The sequence below is a fragment of the Aeromonas sp. TECH754 genome (genome assembly GCF_056279295.1).
Genome location: NZ_JBWBRA010000001.1, coordinates 3,577,071 through 3,593,983, shown reverse-complemented (window position 1 = coordinate 3,593,983; position 16,913 = coordinate 3,577,071). Strand labels below are relative to the sequence as shown.

The 16,913-nt window shown below is 63.3% G+C and carries 14 protein-coding genes; 11 read left to right on the top strand and 3 right to left on the bottom strand.

All coding sequences use genetic code 11. The features are described from left to right. Nucleotides 1-9: 9 nt before the first annotated feature. The 5 genes from hutC to hutH all read left to right on the top strand — a co-directional run bounded on the left by hutC (nucleotide 10) and on the right by hutH (nucleotide 6,340). Complete coding sequence (gene hutC / locus ACZ9IL_RS16315; RefSeq protein ID WP_476004439.1) at nucleotides 10-714, top strand: histidine utilization repressor; 705 nt, start codon at nucleotides 10-12, stop codon at nucleotides 712-714. Between the two features lie 154 nt (nucleotides 715-868). Continuing rightward, a complete protein-coding gene (gene hutI / locus ACZ9IL_RS16310; protein WP_476004438.1) occupies nucleotides 869-2,104 on the top strand; it encodes an imidazolonepropionase in 1,236 nt (411 codons plus the stop codon). Next, nucleotides 2,097-3,035 carry a formimidoylglutamase gene (hutG, locus tag ACZ9IL_RS16305; RefSeq protein ID WP_476004437.1) on the top strand — a complete coding sequence of 313 codons (939 nt, stop codon included), beginning with the start codon at nucleotides 2,097-2,099 and terminating at the stop codon, nucleotides 3,033-3,035. The genes hutI and hutG overlap by 8 nt, the downstream gene beginning before the upstream one ends. 55 nt (nucleotides 3,036-3,090) lie before the next feature. Next, nucleotides 3,091-4,806, top strand: coding sequence for a urocanate hydratase (hutU, locus tag ACZ9IL_RS16300; protein WP_476004436.1), 1,716 nt, complete (start codon nucleotides 3,091-3,093; stop codon nucleotides 4,804-4,806). A 1-nt stretch (nucleotide 4,807) separates the two neighbouring features. Next, nucleotides 4,808-6,340, top strand: a complete 1,533-nt coding sequence (gene hutH, locus ACZ9IL_RS16295; protein WP_476004435.1) for a histidine ammonia-lyase — start codon at nucleotides 4,808-4,810, stop codon at nucleotides 6,338-6,340. A 75-nt stretch (nucleotides 6,341-6,415) separates the two neighbouring features. Here the strand turns inward: hutH and ACZ9IL_RS16290 are convergent, their stop codons facing one another. Together ACZ9IL_RS16290 and ACZ9IL_RS16285 are read right to left on the bottom strand one after the other, a co-directional pair. Further along, nucleotides 6,416-7,513 (bottom strand): calcium:cation antiporter, encoded by a 1,098-nt coding sequence (locus ACZ9IL_RS16290; protein ID WP_476004434.1) that lies wholly within the window; start codon nucleotides 7,511-7,513, stop codon nucleotides 6,416-6,418. Between the two features lie 139 nt (nucleotides 7,514-7,652). Further along, complete coding sequence (locus ACZ9IL_RS16285) at nucleotides 7,653-9,170, bottom strand: EAL domain-containing protein (protein WP_476004433.1); 1,518 nt, start codon at nucleotides 9,168-9,170, stop codon at nucleotides 7,653-7,655. Between the two features lie 503 nt (nucleotides 9,171-9,673). Between ACZ9IL_RS16285 and ACZ9IL_RS16280 the strand changes: the two genes are divergently transcribed. Further along, the gene (locus tag ACZ9IL_RS16280) at nucleotides 9,674-11,602 is read left to right on the top strand and encodes an EAL domain-containing protein (RefSeq protein ID WP_476004432.1); all 1,929 of its coding nucleotides are present in this window, start codon (nucleotides 9,674-9,676) and stop codon (nucleotides 11,600-11,602) included. A gap of 18 nt (nucleotides 11,603-11,620) precedes the next feature. Here the strand turns inward: ACZ9IL_RS16280 and ACZ9IL_RS16275 are convergent, their stop codons facing one another. Beyond that, entirely contained in the window at nucleotides 11,621-12,568 is a 948-nt protein-coding gene (locus ACZ9IL_RS16275) for a 1-aminocyclopropane-1-carboxylate deaminase/D-cysteine desulfhydrase (protein ID WP_476004431.1), read from the bottom strand. Between the two features lie 69 nt (nucleotides 12,569-12,637). Between ACZ9IL_RS16275 and ACZ9IL_RS16270 the strand changes: the two genes are divergently transcribed. From ACZ9IL_RS16270 to mshL, 5 genes are all read left to right on the top strand, one after another. Next, nucleotides 12,638-13,501 carry an MSHA biogenesis protein MshI gene (locus ACZ9IL_RS16270; protein ID WP_476004430.1) on the top strand — a complete coding sequence of 288 codons (864 nt, stop codon included), beginning with the start codon at nucleotides 12,638-12,640 and terminating at the stop codon, nucleotides 13,499-13,501. Beyond that, the gene (locus tag ACZ9IL_RS16265) at nucleotides 13,501-14,094 is read left to right on the top strand and encodes a PilN domain-containing protein (protein WP_476004429.1); all 594 of its coding nucleotides are present in this window, start codon (nucleotides 13,501-13,503) and stop codon (nucleotides 14,092-14,094) included. The genes ACZ9IL_RS16270 and ACZ9IL_RS16265 overlap by 1 nt, the downstream gene beginning before the upstream one ends. Then, on the top strand, nucleotides 14,094-14,741 hold the full coding sequence (gene pilO, locus ACZ9IL_RS16260; RefSeq protein WP_476004428.1) for a type 4a pilus biogenesis protein PilO: 648 nt from the start codon (nucleotides 14,094-14,096) through the stop codon (nucleotides 14,739-14,741). The genes ACZ9IL_RS16265 and pilO overlap by 1 nt, the downstream gene beginning before the upstream one ends. A gap of 49 nt (nucleotides 14,742-14,790) precedes the next feature. Continuing rightward, nucleotides 14,791-15,102: a SctD/MshK family protein gene (locus tag ACZ9IL_RS16255; RefSeq protein WP_476005369.1), complete on the top strand. Its 312-nt coding sequence runs from the start codon at nucleotides 14,791-14,793 to the stop codon at nucleotides 15,100-15,102. A gap of 70 nt (nucleotides 15,103-15,172) precedes the next feature. After that, on the top strand, nucleotides 15,173-16,864 hold the full coding sequence (gene mshL, locus ACZ9IL_RS16250; RefSeq protein WP_476004427.1) for a pilus (MSHA type) biogenesis protein MshL: 1,692 nt from the start codon (nucleotides 15,173-15,175) through the stop codon (nucleotides 16,862-16,864). Nucleotides 16,865-16,913: the final 49 nt, after the last annotated feature.

Here is a 16,913-nt window from a genome sequence, read left to right as displayed (position 1 = left end):
ATCCTGCCGTTGGCTCCCGCCCTCTACCTGCAGATCAAGCAGCACATCCTCGACGGGATCCGTGAGCGTCACTATCAGGCGGGGGATCGGATCCCGACTGAGGCCGCCCTGTGCGAGCAATTTGCGGTGAGCCGGATGACGGTCAACAAGGCGCTACGCGAGCTGGTGAGCGAAGGCTGGCTGGTGCGCACCGCCGGCTCCGGCAGCTTCGTGGCGGACAGGCGTGCCGAGTCACCCTTGCTGGCGATCCGCAACATCGCCGACGAGATCACCGAGCGGGGCAGCCAGTACAGTGCCAGGGTGATCCGCCTGCAGCGTCAGGCCGCCGACGAGAAGGTGGCGGTACGGCTCGGGCTGCGGGTGGGGGCGCCCACCTTCCACAGCCTCATCGTCCATCAAGCCGATGGGGAGCCGTTGCAACTGGAGGAGCGCTTCGTCGATGCGGAGCGCCTGCCGGGCTATGGCGAGCAGGATTTCACTCGGCAGACGCCGAACAGCTATCTGATGGAGGCTTGTCCCCTCTCGGAGATGGAGCATGTGGTGGAGGCGGTATTACCGAGCGCCGGTGAAGCCGGCCTGTTGCAGGTGCGGGTCGATACCCCCTGTCTGCTGCTGCACCGCCGTACCTGGTCGGACGGTTATCTGGTCTCCTACGCCAGGCTGCTGTCGCCGGGATCCCGTTACAAGTTGAGCTCCAAGACCAGTCTCACCTGATTGTATATACATATCATTAGCGCAGCCCACCACTTGGTGGGCTTTTTTGTGGCTAAACTCTAGTAAATACGCTGTTATCAAGATGTGAACTCGATCCTTTCTTTTCATGCAAAGATCGGATATAAATAAATGTATATACATTTATGGGGTCGATATGAACAAGGAACTGTTGCACTGCGAGCGGGTCTGGCTCAACGTGATGCCCGCCACCCTGCGTTCCGATCTGGCCGATTACGGCCTGCTGGAGCCCCATGCGCTCGGTGTCCATGACGGCAAGATCCGGGCCCTGGTGCCGATGCAGGATCTCAAGGGGCCTTTCCCCGCCAACTGGCGCGACATGAAGGGCAAGCTGGCGACCCCCGGTCTCATCGATTGCCACACCCACCTCATCTTCGCCGGCAGTCGTGCCGAGGAGTTCGAACTGCGCCAAAAGGGCGTGCCCTACGCCGAGATCGCCCGCAAGGGCGGCGGCATCCTCAGCACGGTGCGCGCCACCCGCGCCGCCAGCGAGGATCAGCTCTATGAGCTGGCGCTGCCGAGGATCAAGTCACTGATCCGGGAGGGGGTCACTACTGTCGAGATCAAGTCCGGCTACGGCCTCACGCTACACGACGAGCTCAAGATGTTGCGGGTCGCCCGTCGCCTCGGAGAGGTGCTGCCGATCCGGGTCAAGACCACTTTGCTGGCGGCCCATGCGGTACCGATCGAGTTTCGCGACGATCCCGACTCCTGGGTCGAGACCATCTGCCAGGAGATCATCCCAGCCGCCGCCGAGGCGGGCTTGGCGGACGCGGTGGACGTGTTTTGTGAGCACATCGGTTTCTCCCTGGCCCAGACCGAGCAGGTCTATCTGGCGGCGGATCAATACGGTCTGGCGGTGAAGGGGCACATGGAGCAGCTCTCCAACCTCGGCGGGAGCACGCTGGCCGCGCACTTCGGCGCGCTCTCGGTGGATCACCTGGAGCATCTGGACGCTACCGGGATCCAGGCCCTGGCGCACCGTGGGGTGGTCGCCACCCTGCTGCCCACCGCGTTTTACTTCCTCAAAGAGACCAGGCTGCCGCCGGTCGAGGCCTTGCGCCGCGCCGGGGTGCCCATGGCGGTCTCCTCCGACATCAACCCGGGCACTGCCCCCATCGTTTCCCTGCGCATGGCCATGAACATGGCCTGCACCTTGTTCGGTCTGACGCCGGCGGAGGCCGTGGCCGGTGTGACCCGCCACGCCGCCCAGGCGCTTGGTGAACAGGAGCGATTGGGGCAACTGAGAGTGGGTATGCAGGCGGACTTCCTGATCTGGAGCTGCGGCCACCCGGCGGAGCTCAGCTATCTGGTCGGCGTCGATCAGCTGGTGAGCCGGGTATTCAACGGAGAGGAGACCCACCATGGCTGATCTGTATGAGCCGGATATGTCCGTCTGGCAGGGGCGCCGGGATCCGGAGGATGGTGAACTGGCCCTGCGCTGGCACGACAGGGTACAGCCTTGGCAGGAGGATGCTGCCCCCGGCGTAGCCCTGGTGGGCTTCGCCTGCGATGAAGGAGTGCGCCGCAACAAGGGGCGCGTGGGGGCCGCCGGGGCGCCCCAGGCCATCCGCAAGCTGTTGGCCAACACCGCCTGGCACTTGGGGCAGCCGGTGTACGACAGTGGCGATCTGCACTGCGACGACGGCGATCTCGACGCCGCCCACGAGCGGCTGGCCGAGCGGGTCGCCCGCCTGCTGGACCAGGGTCACTTCCCGCTGGTGCTGGGGGGCGGTCACGAGGTGGCGTTTGGCAGCTGGAGCGGTCTCAACCGTCATCTCAACAGTCGGGGAAAGGTCGGCATCATCAACTTCGATGCCCACTTCGACTTGCGCATGAAACAGGAGCAGGCGAGCTCAGGCACCCCCTTCTTCCAGATCGCCGAGCGCTGCGCCGCCCAGGCTACTGTGTTCCACTACGCCTGTCTCGGGGTGGCCGAGACCGCCAACACCCAGGCGCTGTTCGCCCGGGCCGAGTCGCTCGGGGTCTGGCATGAGCTGGACGAGGCCATGACCCCGGCCGATCTGCCCGAGTTGCTCAATGGGTTGGATGCCTTTATCGCCCGCTGCGATCACCTCTACCTCACCATCGATCTGGACGTGCTGCCCGGCGCCGTCATGCCGGGGGTGAGCGCTCCCGCCGCCCGTGGCGTCGAGCTGGCCGTCATCGAACCCCTGATCGCCCATATCCGGGCCAGCGGCAAGCTCAGGCTCGCCGATCTGGCCGAGTACAACCCGAGTCTGGATCAGGATCAGCGCAGCGCCCGCGTGGCTGCCCGGCTGATCCATCAATTAACCAAGTAGTCGCGTGCCGCACGCAGGTCGCGATAGCTGCCGTATCGATAAACAAGGAGTGTGTATGTCTGTGCAACACCAGGATCCCCGCCACGACCCTAGCCGGGTCATCCGCGCCCCCCGTGGCACCCAGCTGACCGCCAAGAGCTGGCTCACCGAGGCGCCGCTGCGGATGCTGATGAACAACCTGGATCCCGAGGTGGCCGAGCATCCCCAGTCGCTGGTGGTGTACGGCGGCATCGGCCGCGCCGCCCGCAACTGGGCCTGCTACGACAAGATCGTCGAGGTGCTGACCCGGCTCGAGGAAGACGAGACCCTGCTGGTGCAGTCCGGCAAGCCGGTCGGGGTGTTCCAGACCCACAAGGATGCGCCACGGGTGTTGATTGCCAACTCCAATCTGGTACCGCACTGGGCCAACTGGGAGCACTTCAACGAGCTCGATAAGAAGGGGCTGATGATGTATGGCCAGATGACGGCCGGCTCTTGGATCTACATCGGCACCCAGGGGATTGTGCAGGGCACCTACGAGACCTTCTTCGCGGTGGCGAACCAGCACTTCAATGGCGAGCCCGCGGGGCGCTGGATCCTGACCGGTGGTCTGGGTGGCATGGGCGGCGCTCAGCCGCTGGCCGCCACCATGGCCGGCTTCTCGATGATCGCGGTGGAGTGCGACGAGACCCGTATCGATTTTCGCTTGAAGACCCGCTATGTCGACAAGAAGGCCCACAGTCTGGACGAGGCGCTGGCCATGGTCGAGGAGGCCAAGCGCAGCGGCAGCGCCGTCTCCGTCGGCCTGCTCGGTAACGCCGCCGATGTGTTCGCCGAGCTGGTGGCCCGTGGTATCACCCCGGACGTGGTGACCGATCAGACCTCGGCCCATGACCCCATTCACGGCTATTTGCCGCAGGGCTGGAGCGTGGCCCAGTGGCGCGAGTTGCAGAAAACCGCGCCGCAAGAAGTGAACCAGGCGGCCCGTCACAGCATGGCCCGCCAGGTGGAGGCCATGCTGACCCTGCAAGCCCGTGGCGCCGCCACCCTTGATTACGGCAACAACATCCGTCAGATGGCGCTGGAGGAGGGGGTGGAGAACGCCTTCGACTTCCCCGGTTTTGTGCCCGCCTACATACGCCCGCTGTTCTGCGAGGGCATAGGCCCCTTCCGCTGGGTGGCGCTGTCTGGCGATCCGGAAGACATCTACAAGACGGATCAGAAGGTCAAGGAGTTGATCCCGGACGATCCTCACCTGCATAACTGGCTCGACATGGCCCGCGAGCGCATCGCCTTCCAGGGCCTGCCGGCGCGGATCTGCTGGGTCGGTGTCAAGGATCGGGTGCGTCTCGGCCTCGCCTTCAACGAGATGGTCAAAAATGGCGAGCTGAAGGCCCCCGTGGTGATCGGTCGCGATCACCTGGACTCCGGTTCGGTGGCGAGTCCGAACCGCGAAACCGAATCCATGCTGGACGGCTCCGACGCCGTTTCCGACTGGCCGCTGCTCAATGCCCTGCTCAACACCGCCGGTGGCGCGACCTGGGTCTCCCTGCACCACGGTGGCGGGGTCGGCATGGGCTTCTCCCAGCATTCGGGTGTAGTCATCGTCTGTGACGGCAGCGATGATGCCGCCAAACGGGTCGGCCGCGTGCTGCGCAACGATCCGGCCACCGGCGTGATGCGCCACGCGGACGCGGGTTACGAGATTGCCATCGACTGCGCTCACGAGGCGAAACTGGATCTACCCATGTTGACGACAACGTCGGCCGCCAACGGCAAAGGGACTAAATAATATGTTTGAACTCAATCTGTTACCTGGCGAACTCTGCCTCGCTACCCTGCGCCGCGTCAGCCGTGAGCCGGTTCATATCAGTCTGGATCCGGCCGCGCTGCCGGGGATCCACGCCTCAGCTGCCGTGGTCACCAAGGTGATCGAGCAGAACCGGGTGGTGTACGGCATCAACACCGGCTTCGGCCTCTTGGCGAATACCCGCATCCCGGTGGAGCAGCTCGACGAACTGCAGCGCTCCATCGTGCTGTCCCATGCCGCCGGTATCGGCGAGTACATGGATGACGCCACCGTGCGGCTGATGATGGTGCTCAAGGTCAACTCCCTGGCGCGCGGTTTCTCTGGCATCCGGTTGACGGTGCTGGAAGCCCTGATGCGGCTCATCAACACCGAGGTCTATCCGGTGGTGCCGAAGAAGGGCTCCGTCGGCGCTTCCGGCGATCTGGCCCCCCTGGCTCACATGAGCTGTCTGCTGATAGGCGAGGGCAAGGCTCGCCACAAGGGTGAGCTGATAGACGCCGCGACCGCATTGCGGATCGCCGGCCTCGAGCCCATCTCCCTGGCGCCGAAAGAGGGGCTGGCACTGCTCAACGGCACCCAGGCCAGCACGGCCTTCGCGCTGGAGGGCTTGTTCCACGCCGAGGACTTGTTCGCCGGTGCCATCACCATAGGCGCCATGAGCGTGGAAGCGGCGCTTGGCAGCCGTCGTCCGTTCGATGCCCGCATCCACGCCGTGCGCGGTCAGCGCGGCCAGATCGATGCGGCTGCCTGCTATCGCCAACTGCTGGTGGATGGCAGCGAGATCGGCATGTCCCACCATAACTGCGAGAAGGTGCAGGATCCATACTCCCTGCGCTGCCAGCCCCAGGTGATGGGGGCTGGCCTGACCCAGATCCGCCAGGCGGCCGAGGTGCTGGTGTGCGAGGCCAACGCGGTCTCCGACAATCCGCTGGTGTTTGCCGACGACGAGGAGATCCTCTCCGGCGGCAACTTCCACGCCGAGCCGGTGGCCTTCGCCGCCGACAACCTGGCGCTGGCCATCGCCGAAATCGGCTCGCTGTCGGAGCGGCGCATGGCGCTGCTGATCGACTCGCGCATGTCGGGCCTGCCCGCGTTTTTGGTCAACAACGGTGGCGTCAACTCCGGCTTCATGATCGCCCAGGTCACCTCGGCGGCGCTCGCCTCCGAGAACAAGAGCCTGGCTCACCCCGCCTCGGTGGACAGCCTGCCCACCTCCGCCAACCAGGAAGATCACGTCTCCATGGCCACCTTCGCCGCGCGCCGGCTGGCTGACATGGCGGAAAACACCCGTGGCATCCTGGCGGTCGAGCTGCTGGCGGCGGCACAGGGGTTGGATTTCCGCGCCCCGCTGCACACGACAGAGCTGCTGGAGCTGGCGAAAGGCCGGCTGCGCGAGCGGGTCAGCTTCTACGACAAGGACAGGTACTTCTCGCCGGATATCGAAGCCGCCGCCGCCCTGCTGGGCGCCGCCAGCTACAACGATCTGATCCCGGCGGGGGTACTGCCGAGCCTCTGAACCAGAGCCTGATCGAGCCATAACAAAAGACCGCCCATCGGGCGGTCTTTGCATATCGGGTGTGAGCCGGATGGACTATGCGTGTTCGAACATCAGGAACAGGTAGACCACGAACAGCACCAGGTGAGTGGCGCCGTGCAGCACATTGGTACGGCCGCTGCTGAAGGTCACTTTACAGACCATGAGCGTGGTGAACAGCAGCACCATGTCGGCGGGGTCGAGACCGAGGCGCACTTCCTGGCCCAGCATGGCGCCGATAAACAGCACTGCCGGGACGGTGAGCGCTATGGTGGCCAGCACGGATCCGAAGTAGAGGTTCATGGCCCGCTGCAGCTGGTTGTTGACGGCCGCCTTGATGGCGCCGACCGCCTCGGGCGCCAGCACGATACAGGCCACGATGAAGCCGCCAAGGGCCGGCGGGGCCGACATCACCTGCACGCCGTGGTTGATGGGGATGGCCAGGGTCTTGGCCAGCAGGATCACCACCAGCAGATAGGCGAGCAGCAGCAGGGTGTGATAGACGTTGCTCTGCAGCGGGCCGTGGTGATCCTCGTGATCCTCGTTGTCGCTGTCGACGAAGAAGTGACTGTGGCTGCGGGTCTGGATCAGCAAGAAGACGCCGTAGAGCAGCACCGAGATGATGATCAGCATCCAGGACATGGCGCGGGACATGCTGCCAAGATTGCCCCCTTCGGTGAAGTTGGGCAGCACCAGACAGAGCAGGGCCAGCGGGATGATGGCCACCAGATAGGATTTCACCCCGTCCAGATTGAAGCTCTGGGTGTGGTAGCGCCAGCCGCCAAACAGCAGGGTAAAGCCCACCAGGCCGTTGGTCACCAGCATCACCACCGCGAACATGGTGTCCCGCGCCATCACCGGATTGGGGTCGCCGGTCAGCATGACGGAGGAGATCATTACCACCTCGAGGGAGATGACCGACAGGGTCAGGATCAGGGTACCGAAGGGTTCGCCCAGCTTGATGGCAAGGGCATCGGAGTGGCGCACAACGGAGAAGATGGCCCAGGTGACGATGGCGAGCAGGGCCAACGACACCGGCAGATAGACAGCAAGGGGAGTCGCCTCCGTCAGCAGGTTGCTGCCCAGCGTCTTGAAGAACAGCAGGGTCAGCAGGCCGACGGGCAGGGCAATCTCTTGCCGGATAAATGACTTCATAGGCGGTAGTTCTCATCTCAGGGCGGCTGTTGCCGACGGGGATAGGGACAAGTCCGGCTGGACCATGGCGAATCCAGCCATGATAAAGGCAGTTGCCCCGTTCAGGGAAAATCATTTTAGAGGCCCCTGCCGGCGCCCGTCAGTGACCGCCCCGGGTCTGTTGCCAGTACAGCAGCTCTGGCAACGGCATGGGGCGGGCATACAGATAGCCCTGGATGAGGTGGACGCCGTGCAGGGCGAGGTAGTCGACCTGGGCCCGGGTCTCGACCCCCTCGGCGATCATCTCCATGTCGGACTCCAGGCCGAAGGCGATGATGGCGTCCAGCAGGCTGCGTTTGGGATCGTCGGTGCCTATGGTGTCGACGAACATCTTGTCGATCTTTATCTGACGAATGCCGAGCCGTTGCAGATAGGCGAAGCCGCCGTAACCGGTGCCGAAATCGTCCAGTTTGAAGTGATAGCCTCGCTCCTGCAGCGCCGAGATCTCGCTGGTGGCCGTCTCTATGTCCATGATGGGTTCGCGCTCGGTGAGCTCGAAGGTGAGCCGGGCCGGGGAGGGCCAGCCGTGGCGTTGCAGCAGGTTGCGCAGATGAGGGTGCTCGATATGAGCGGCCACCAGGTTGACGCTGACCCATTGCTCCGGCGCCAGTTTCGGCAGATCGGCGATCACCCTGTCCAGCAGCTGTTCCGTCATCGGCAGGATCAACCCCTGCTGCTCCGCATAGGCGATAAAGGCGCCCGGCGCCGTGACATCGTCGTCACGCTGCCAGCGCAGCAGTGCCTCGAAGCCGACGACGGCCTGACTGCGGCTGTCGACTATGGGTTGATAGAAAGGGATAAACTCCTGGCGAGCCAGCCCGGCATGCAGCAATCCCTTGAGGGATCGCCGGTAATTGCGCAGCAGCCAGTAGCTGGCGAGCAGCAGGGCCCCCAGCGTCCCGCCGATCCAGAAGGTGCCTCGATACGCCAGGGTTCGGGCATAGTCCTGCAGCGCCTGACCGGACCACAACACCTGCTGGATCCGGCCAGTCCCGGTGGTGAAGGTGAGTTGCCGGCTGCCGGTTTCCTCCTTGATGCGCTGGTCGCCCCGTGGCAACAGTTCGGGGCCTGAGATGTCGGACTCCAGGGGGACGAGCTCCAGGTAGAAGCAGTCGCGGCAGGGCCGCTTCAATATGCTGTGGCTCCAGCTGTTGCTCAGTACCCAGTAGGCGATATCTTCCCCATGCTTGGCAAACAGCACCAGCTCCTGCTCGGTGTCAAACTCGGGTGCGGTAGCCGTCAGCCCGTAGGTATTGACTGCGGGCTCGGGGAGGCTGCTGGTATCGAAGATCGGCAGATCCGGTCCCAGACTGGAGCACCCCTTGCCCGAGGCCAGTTTCAATCCCTGCAGGCGAATGTGGCGGCTGTAATGCTGCGGCGCCCGCAGCAGCTCCATGTCCTGCTTACTGCAGTCGAAGGTGAAGTGGGCCAGCTGATTGTCCATGCTCGCGATCAGTTCTCGCTGCCGCTCTGCCATGGCGGCCTCGATCTCGACGCGTTTCTCTTTCAGCAGGTGATGGGCCAAGGCATTGCCGGCCAGCCGGTTGAGCGACAGACCGACCAGTATGGGGAGTGCGAGCAGCAACAGGCTGATCCCGAGGGGTGACAATCGTTTCAAATCAGACCTGCTCGATGAAAGGGGCGGCGCCGAGGGTATGTCATCATAGTCCATTAGCTGGTTCGATTTGAGACTCCCGCCGGAACATTCGCATATTCAGATGCTAAGTTATTGATAAACTTGGATTGGCGCCAGGGAGGTGGCGAAGATTCAATCGCTGACCTGTCATAAGTGACAATTGTCCAGCTTATCTGAACTGGTTTAAAGTAGCCGTGCGGTTTGACTCACCGTGTGTTCAATACTCCTGTATCTATTTTTGTCAGTAGCACAGAGTGTTAGTTTTGATATTGAGTGTTTCTTTTGGTCCCCACAGTGGGACCATTTTTCTGCCCGCACGTCAGCATTTCCCCTGTTTTCTACCGATCCCCTGGCTGTCTTCCCTCTCTGTACGCTGAAAATGATGGGCTGCTTAATTGCAGAAGCGGGAGCTTCATCCATAGGCGGGCTTTGGCCAAGGCTGATACCATGAGGCAATATGGATGTTGTCGGCTATGGAAAGGCACATGAAACTGACCACTCAGCTCGTCTCTTTTATAACTCTGTGCGTGATAGCGGCCATGACCATGGTGATGCTCGGCGGGGTGTTCAGCTTCCGCCAGATGGGACTGGAGATGCAGCAGAACCGGGTCGACTCCCTGGTGGAGATCATCGACAAGCAGCTGGGCGCGGCCGACGACGAGCAGGATCTTGCCCGCTGGCTGCCTTCGCTGCTGCGTGCAACCCAGGTGGTCGAGCTGGAGATCCGCCAGGACAAGCAGCGGGTCTACTGGTTTCGCGATGTGCAGCAACAGACCGACGAGAGCCTGCTGATCCCCTACAGCAAGGCCATCCCCCACCAGACGGGCATGCGGGCCGAGTTCAAGCTGGACCGGCCGTTCAAAGAGTTCGAGTACTCCATGCAGGCCATGTCCGGCATCTCCTTTGGCGTCTGCATCGTGGTGTTCGGGCTCTGGTACTCCATTCGCTGGTTGCGGTTGCAACTGCGCGGTGCCGAGCTGCTGGCCGAGCGGGCCCAGCTGATCCTGGATGGCAAGCTCACCAAGCTGGCCCACGATCCTGCCGACGAGTGGCCCGTCTCAGCCAGTCAGGCCCTCAATCACCTGCTGGCCGATCTGGCGGATGCCCGCAAGGAGCGCAGCCGGTTTGACAACTTCATCCGCAGCAACGCCTTCGTCGACAAGGCCACCGGCATCGGCAACCGCCTGTTCTTCGATAACCGGCTGGAGAGCGCCATCATGGAAGCGAGCGTGATCAGCGGAGGGGTCATGCTGATCGAACTGGCCGGGCTGGAGGAGCTGGATCCCGATCTGACCGGGCGCCCGAGCCAGGAGTTGCTGCTGGAGGCGAGCGCCTCTATCGGTGCCTTTGTGCGCAAGCACAGCGGCGCCCTGCAAGCCCGCTACGGTGCCCAGGTGTTTGCCGTGCTGCTGCCCAACATGTCCGAGAGCGAGATGGTGGATGGGGCCAGCCAACTGCTCAAGAGCCTGCAACGACTGCACTGGCCGGAGTCGGTCAATGTCGACACGGCGGTCTATCTCGGCGCCGTCTGTTATCAGGCGCAGGATTCCCTGCTCAAGGTGCAGGAGGAGGCCGAGCTGGCACTCAAGAGCGCGCGGTTGCAGGATCACAGCGGCTGGTTCCTCTACGAAAAGGCGCTGGGTGAGGAGCCGAGCAGCAAGGGGACGGTGCGCTGGCGCACCCTCATCAGTCGCCGCATCGAGGAGCAGGGGGTCCATTTCTATCTGCAGCCGGTGCAGCAGGAACCGGATCAGGCGGTGCTGCAGCAGGAGCTGCTGATCCGCATCCATGACGAACAGGATCGGGAGCTGCAGGCCGGCGTTTTCATGCCGATGGCTGAAAAGGCGGGCCTGTTGCTGCCGCTGGACAGGCTGGTGGTCGCCCGGACTCTGCGTCTGCTGCGCCGGAATCCGGAGCCGGGTTGCCCCGTCAGCCTGTCGCTCTGCGCCCAGAATCTGCTCAATCGGGAGTTCCAGCGTGAGCTCTTCTTCGACCTGTTCCAGTTGCCGCGCAGCATCAATGAGAAGCTGGTGCTGCAGTTGTCGGAATCCCAGGTGACCCGCCACTACGAGGCTCTCAAGCGGCCACTGCGGGCACTGCGCATGCTGGGCTGCCAGCTGGCCATCGATCATGCCGGTCAGGATGTGGTGAGCACCCAATACATCAAGGAGTTCGAGATCAACTTCCTCAAGCTGCACCCCAGCCTGGTGCGGGAGATCCACCGTCGTCAGGTCAATCAGATGGCGGTGCGCAGTCTGGTCGGTGGCTGTGCCAACACCCAGACCCGGGTGATTGCGGTCGGGGTGGAGAGCGACGAGGAGTGGAAGATGTTGCGCCATCTCGGCGTGCATGCGGGGCAGGGCCCCTGGTTCGCCGAACCACAGCTGTTGAGAATGGAACCCGCGGAGGCCTGAGTCGTGGCAGGGCACCTCTCAGAGGCGGCCTTGCTCTTTCAATCCTGCCAATCCCTGCAGGCCGCCGGTGTGGATGAAGACAATCTCGCTGCCACGGGAGATATGGCCCGCGGCCAGCTCCCGAAACAGACCCCAGATCGCCTTGCCGCTGTAGATGGGTTCGAGCGGCAGGCCGGTCCGGGCGCTGAAGTCCTGCACCCACTGCCACATTTCCCGGCTGAATTTGGCATAGCCGCCGTCGTGGTGCTCCAGCGCTATCCGCCAGCCATCGGTGCTGGCGGCGGCAGGATTGAGCCGGCACACCTCGTCATGGATGAAGGCGCCGCCCTTGAGCACGGCGATGGCGAGCACCTGCTCCCGTTCCCGTTTGCCCGCAATGAGCCCCGCCAGGGTGCCGCCGCTGGCACAGGGCAGCACCCAGAGATCCGGCGAGAAGGGGACTTCGGCCACCAGTTCGGCCACCCCGGGGATGGCGAGCGGGCTGCTGCCCCCCTCGGGGACTAGCAGGGTGTCCGGCGCCATGAAGCGGGCCAGCCACTCGGGATCCTGGCGCCGCCGGTAGCTCTGGCGATCCACGAAGATGAGATCCATCCCCCAGCCTTCGGCTGCGCTCAGGGTTGCGTTGCTGACGGCCTCGGGTTCACCGCGTATGATGCCCGTGGTACGCAGCCCCGCCCTGCGGCCCGCCGCCGCCAGCGCATGGATGTGGTTGGAGTAGGCGCCCCCAAACGACAGCAGGTGCGTCTTGCCCAGAGCATCGGCCTGTTGCAGATGGTATTTGAGCTTGCGCCACTTGTTGCCTGAGAGGGTGGGATGGATCAGATCATCCCGTTTGCACCAGAGCCGAACTCCGTGGGCATCCAGCAAGGGATGCTGGATAGGGTGCAGGGGGGAGGGGATCTGGGCGGGAGCCAGCAAGGGATCCCGGTGGATTAACCCCTGGTCAATCAATGTGTCATTTATCATAAAGATGGAGGCTAATAGACTGTTTATGCTAAGGTTTGACCAGTTTTATGCAGCCAGATGCGGGTCTCAATGAAATCACTTTTCCGACGTTCAGCTCCCGGTCATCGGGTTGGACTCCTGCTGGCAAGCGATCGCATCCTGCTGGCTTGTGTGGAGCCGCGCCCCATTTTTACCAGCCGTGCCGTCAATGGGCCCCACGAATGGCCGCAGGCCATGAGCGAGCTGTTCGGCCAGCATGGCCTGGCCAAGTCTAAGGTGCGGGTCGCCCTCGCCGCCACTCTTTATCAACAGATCCAGATCGACAAGCCCGCCGTGCCCGATGCCGAGATGGCCGGGGCCCTGCCCTGGGCCATCAAGGATTTTGTCAACGAGCCGGTGTTGCAGCTCGCCATGGACTATGTGGATTTGCCGACGCCCCCGGCGGGACGGCCTCGCATCAACGTGATCTGCGTTCCCAAGAACCGGGTGACGCAACTGGCGAATGCGGTCAACGGCGTGGCCACGCTGGAGGCTATCGTCAGCGACGAGCTGGCCATGACGGCGCTCTACGAGGCTGATCAGGTGGTGCGCATGCTGCTGTGGCAGCCGAAGGGTCAGGAACTGCAACTGCTGGTCTTCCATCGCGGCGGCCTCTGTTTCTCGCGCCAGTTGCGCGGCTTTGGCAGCCTCACCGGTGCCCATGAGCCCGACGGCGCCCTGCTCGACGGGCTGGCGCTGGAGATCCAGCGCTCCCTCGACTACCTCGCCGGCCAGCTCAAGCTACCGGATCCTGGCCAATTGCAGCTCGCCATCGGGTCTTCCTTCATCGGCATACTGGTGCGCCATCTGGAGCAGGCATTCGGCTTCCCGGTCTCCGCCATGGCCAACAAGGCCGTGCTGGCAGGGGTCGAGTATCTCTCCGCTTATGGCGCTGCACTGGGCAGGGGGGAGTGATGAAGCATCATATCAATCTCTACGGCGCCGAATTCAGGCCCAAGCGTCAGTGGGCCAGCCTCAATCAGATAGCCCTCATCTGGGGGGAGGGCTTGCTGTTGCTGGTGGCCGTCACCCTCTTCTACGGCTGGCAGCAGCAGGGTGTCAGCCGCGAGCTGGCGCAGTTGCAGGCGCTGCTGGCTATCAAGCGCGACGAGGCGAGCCGGCTCGATGCCGAGCTGGCTCGCCACCAGGCCGACAGTCAGTTGCAACAGCAGCTCACCAACAAGCAGGAAGAGCTGATTGCCAAGCAGGGGCTGATGCAGCAGCTCGGCAGCCTCTCCTTGCAAAAATCTCAGGGTTACGCCGGGGTGATGGCCGATCTGGCCCGCCTGCGCGATCCCCATCTCTCCTTGCAGCGGATCGAGATAAACGACGGCCACATCAGCCTCTCCGGTCTGGCCGATCGCAGCCAGGATGTCCCCGCCTGGGTCAATCGCTTCAAACAGACGCCATCACTGGCAGGCAAGCAGTTTGGCGAACTGACGTTGAGCCGGGACAAGGGGGGTCAGCTGGCCTTCCAGCTCAGTGGCATCGCGCGGGAGAAACCTTGATGGAATTGAAGACTCAGTGGCAGGCGTGGGCGCAAACGATCGCCGCCCTCAGCCTGCGGGAGCGGCTGATGATCCTGCTGACCGGGGTGATCCTGCTTGGTGCTGGCGGGATCTACGGTTGGCTGGATGCCGCCGACACCCGCCTTGCTCAGGATCGACAGGCCCTGGTGGCGGCGCAGCGGGATCTGGAGATCCTGGATCTCGAGAACCAGGGCAAGCAGGCCCGGCTGGCACGAGACCCCAATGCACAGGTACGTGAACAACTCGCCGGCACCGAGCAGAGCCTCGCCAGGCTGGATGCCGAGCTCAAGGCCCAGACGGTGGATCTGATCCCGGCACACGAAATGCCCGCCGTGCTGGAGGCACTGTTGTCCCGCTCCGCCAACCTGCACATGCTGGCGCTCACCTCTCTCAAGCCGGAACCATTGATGGCGGGGGAGCAGCGTGTCAATCTGTTCAAGCACGGCATCCGGCTCCAGCTGGAGGGCGGCTATTTCGACGTGTATCAGTACTTGAAGGCGCTGGAAGCGCTGCCGCGCCACTTCTACTGGAAAGGCTTTGACTACCGGGTGATCGAACACCCCAAGGCGACGGTGGAGATGGAAATCTACACCCTCAGCACCAGCAAGGAGTTTATCCGTGGCTAAGTGGCTGATCCCATTCATTACCCTGCCGCGCCCCGGTAGCCTGCCCGGTGTGGCCTGGCTGGCGCTGTGGGGCTGCCTGCTGAGCCCGCAGCTGCAGGCCGAGGTGCTGCAGGATCCTACCGCGCCGCTGGCCGGCATGAGTTCGGGTGCGAGCCCGAGCAAGGTGGCCGGCCTGCCCAGGCTGCAGAGCATCATCCTCGGCAATGGCCCGGCGCTGGCGGTGCTCAATGGCCAGAGCTATCGAGTCGGTCAGCGGGTGGAAGGCTATCAGCTGGTCTCTATCAGCGCCGATGCCGTGGTGCTGGAGAAGGCAGGCAAACGCCAGGCGCTGACCCTGTTTGGCAGCAAGATCAGGATTTGAAGTCGGTGCCGCACGGGATGTTGCGGGCCAGATTTGTCGAGTTTAATTGCGAGTCAGGTGCATCAATAACATGAAAAAACCCCATTTCTGTCTGCTTCCCCTCGCATTGGCGATGGCGGGTTGTACCACCTACAAGCATCCGGAGCCGGTGCAGGCCAAGGATGCCCTCAAGCAGGCCATGACCGAGCAGAACCAGACCGCCCCCCTGACCACCTTGCCCCCTTCGGTGCAAAGCGAGCTGCTGCAACTCAATCGCCCCCAGCAGCCGGTGGCGGTGCCGGAGAAGCGGTTGCGCATCGCGGCCCATGACGTCGACGCCGTCGAGTTCTTCGGTTCCCTGTTCAAGGGATCCCGTTACAGCGTGGCGGTGCACCCCGGGGTGGCGGGTTCGATCTCGGTCGAGCTCAAGGATGTGACCCTGCAGGAAGCGCTGGCGGTGGTGGGTGACATGTACGGCTTCGACGTACAGCGCAAGGGCAACGTGTTCCACGTCTATCCGGCGGGTCTTCGCACCGAGACCATACCGGTCAACTACCTGATGATGGCCCGCCGCGGCCTCTCCCGCACCTCGGTCAGCACCGGCGGCGTCACCGCGAACGACAATAACAACGGCAATAACAACAACTTCGACGGCAGCAACAACAACAGTAATAACGGCAACAACAGCAATAACGGCAACAACTACGGCTCCTCCTCCAACGGTGACAACAGCAATAACAGCAATGGCACCCGGATCGAGACGGACAGCAACAACGACTACTGGACCGATCTGCGCGACTCCCTGCAGACCCTGATCGGCACCGGAGACGGACGGGCCGTCATCACCAGCCCACAGGCGGGCCTGGTCACGGTGCGAGCCTATCCGAAGGAGCTCAAGGCGGTACGCGATTTTCTGGATCAGTCCGGCGAGCACCTCAAGCGTCAGGTGGTGCTGGAGGCGCGCATCCTGGAGGTCTCCCTCAACGAAGGCTATGAGCAGGGGGTTGACTGGAACGGTCTCTCCGCCACTTGGGATGGCAACAAGGGGATCCGGGGGGGGGGCAGCCTTGGCAACAGCCAGGTCGGCGCGACCAACCCCATCTTCAACGCCATCGGCGGCGGCGCCGGTTTCACCATCTCGGATGGCAACTTCGTGGTGGCGGTCGACCTGCTCAAGACCCAGGGCGACGTGAACACCCTCTCGAGCCCGCGGGTCACCGCGACCAACAACCAGAAGGCGGTGATCAAGGTGGGCACGGACGAATACTTCGTCACCAACGCCTCCACCACCACCACCACCTCGGGCAACTCGGCCCCCATCGTCACCCCCAACGTGGAGCTGACCCCCTTCTTCTCCGGCATCGCGCTGGACGTGACCCCGCAGATCGACGAGCAGGGCAAGGTGCTGCTGCACATCCACCCCTCGGTCATCGACACCGAGGAGCAGAACAAGACCATCAACGTTGGCACCGCCGATCCCCTGATATTGCCGCTGGCCAAGAGCTCCATTCGTGAGTCCGATACCGTGGTGCAGGCCAACAACGGCGACATCATCGTCATCGGCGGCCTGATGAAGACCGATAAGAAAGAGGTCGTCAGCAAGGTGCCGCTGCTCGGCGACATTCCCTGGGTCGGTGAGGCCTTCACCAACCGCAGCGAGAGCACTCAGAAGGTCGAGCTGGTGATCCTGCTCAAGCCGACCGTGGTGGATAACGACACCTGGCAGAAGGAGCTGCAACGTTCCTCCGAGCTGCTCGACAAATGGTACCCGTCCAAGGACTAAGTCATGACTGCGCATCGGTTGGTCGTGCACAGCCCGGGGCCACAGGAGG

Coding starts and splice junctions, on each gene's coding strand:
- hutI (WP_476004438.1), top strand. CDS start 869: ATGAACAAGGAACTGTTGCACTGCGAGCGGGTCTGGCTCAACGTGATG.
- hutG (WP_476004437.1), top strand. CDS start 2,097: ATGGCTGATCTGTATGAGCCGGATATGTCCGTCTGGCAGGGGCGCCGG.
- hutU (WP_476004436.1), top strand. CDS start 3,091: ATGTCTGTGCAACACCAGGATCCCCGCCACGACCCTAGCCGGGTCATC.
- hutH (WP_476004435.1), top strand. CDS start 4,808: ATGTTTGAACTCAATCTGTTACCTGGCGAACTCTGCCTCGCTACCCTG.
- ACZ9IL_RS16290 (WP_476004434.1), bottom strand. CDS start 7,513: ATGAAGTCATTTATCCGGCAAGAGATTGCCCTGCCCGTCGGCCTGCTG.
- ACZ9IL_RS16280 (WP_476004432.1), top strand. CDS start 9,674: ATGAAACTGACCACTCAGCTCGTCTCTTTTATAACTCTGTGCGTGATA.
- ACZ9IL_RS16275 (WP_476004431.1), bottom strand. CDS start 12,568: ATGATAAATGACACATTGATTGACCAGGGGTTAATCCACCGGGATCCC.
- ACZ9IL_RS16270 (WP_476004430.1), top strand. CDS start 12,638: ATGAAATCACTTTTCCGACGTTCAGCTCCCGGTCATCGGGTTGGACTC.
- ACZ9IL_RS16265 (WP_476004429.1), top strand. CDS start 13,501: ATGAAGCATCATATCAATCTCTACGGCGCCGAATTCAGGCCCAAGCGT.
- pilO (WP_476004428.1), top strand. CDS start 14,094: ATGGAATTGAAGACTCAGTGGCAGGCGTGGGCGCAAACGATCGCCGCC.
- mshL (WP_476004427.1), top strand. CDS start 15,173: ATGAAAAAACCCCATTTCTGTCTGCTTCCCCTCGCATTGGCGATGGCG.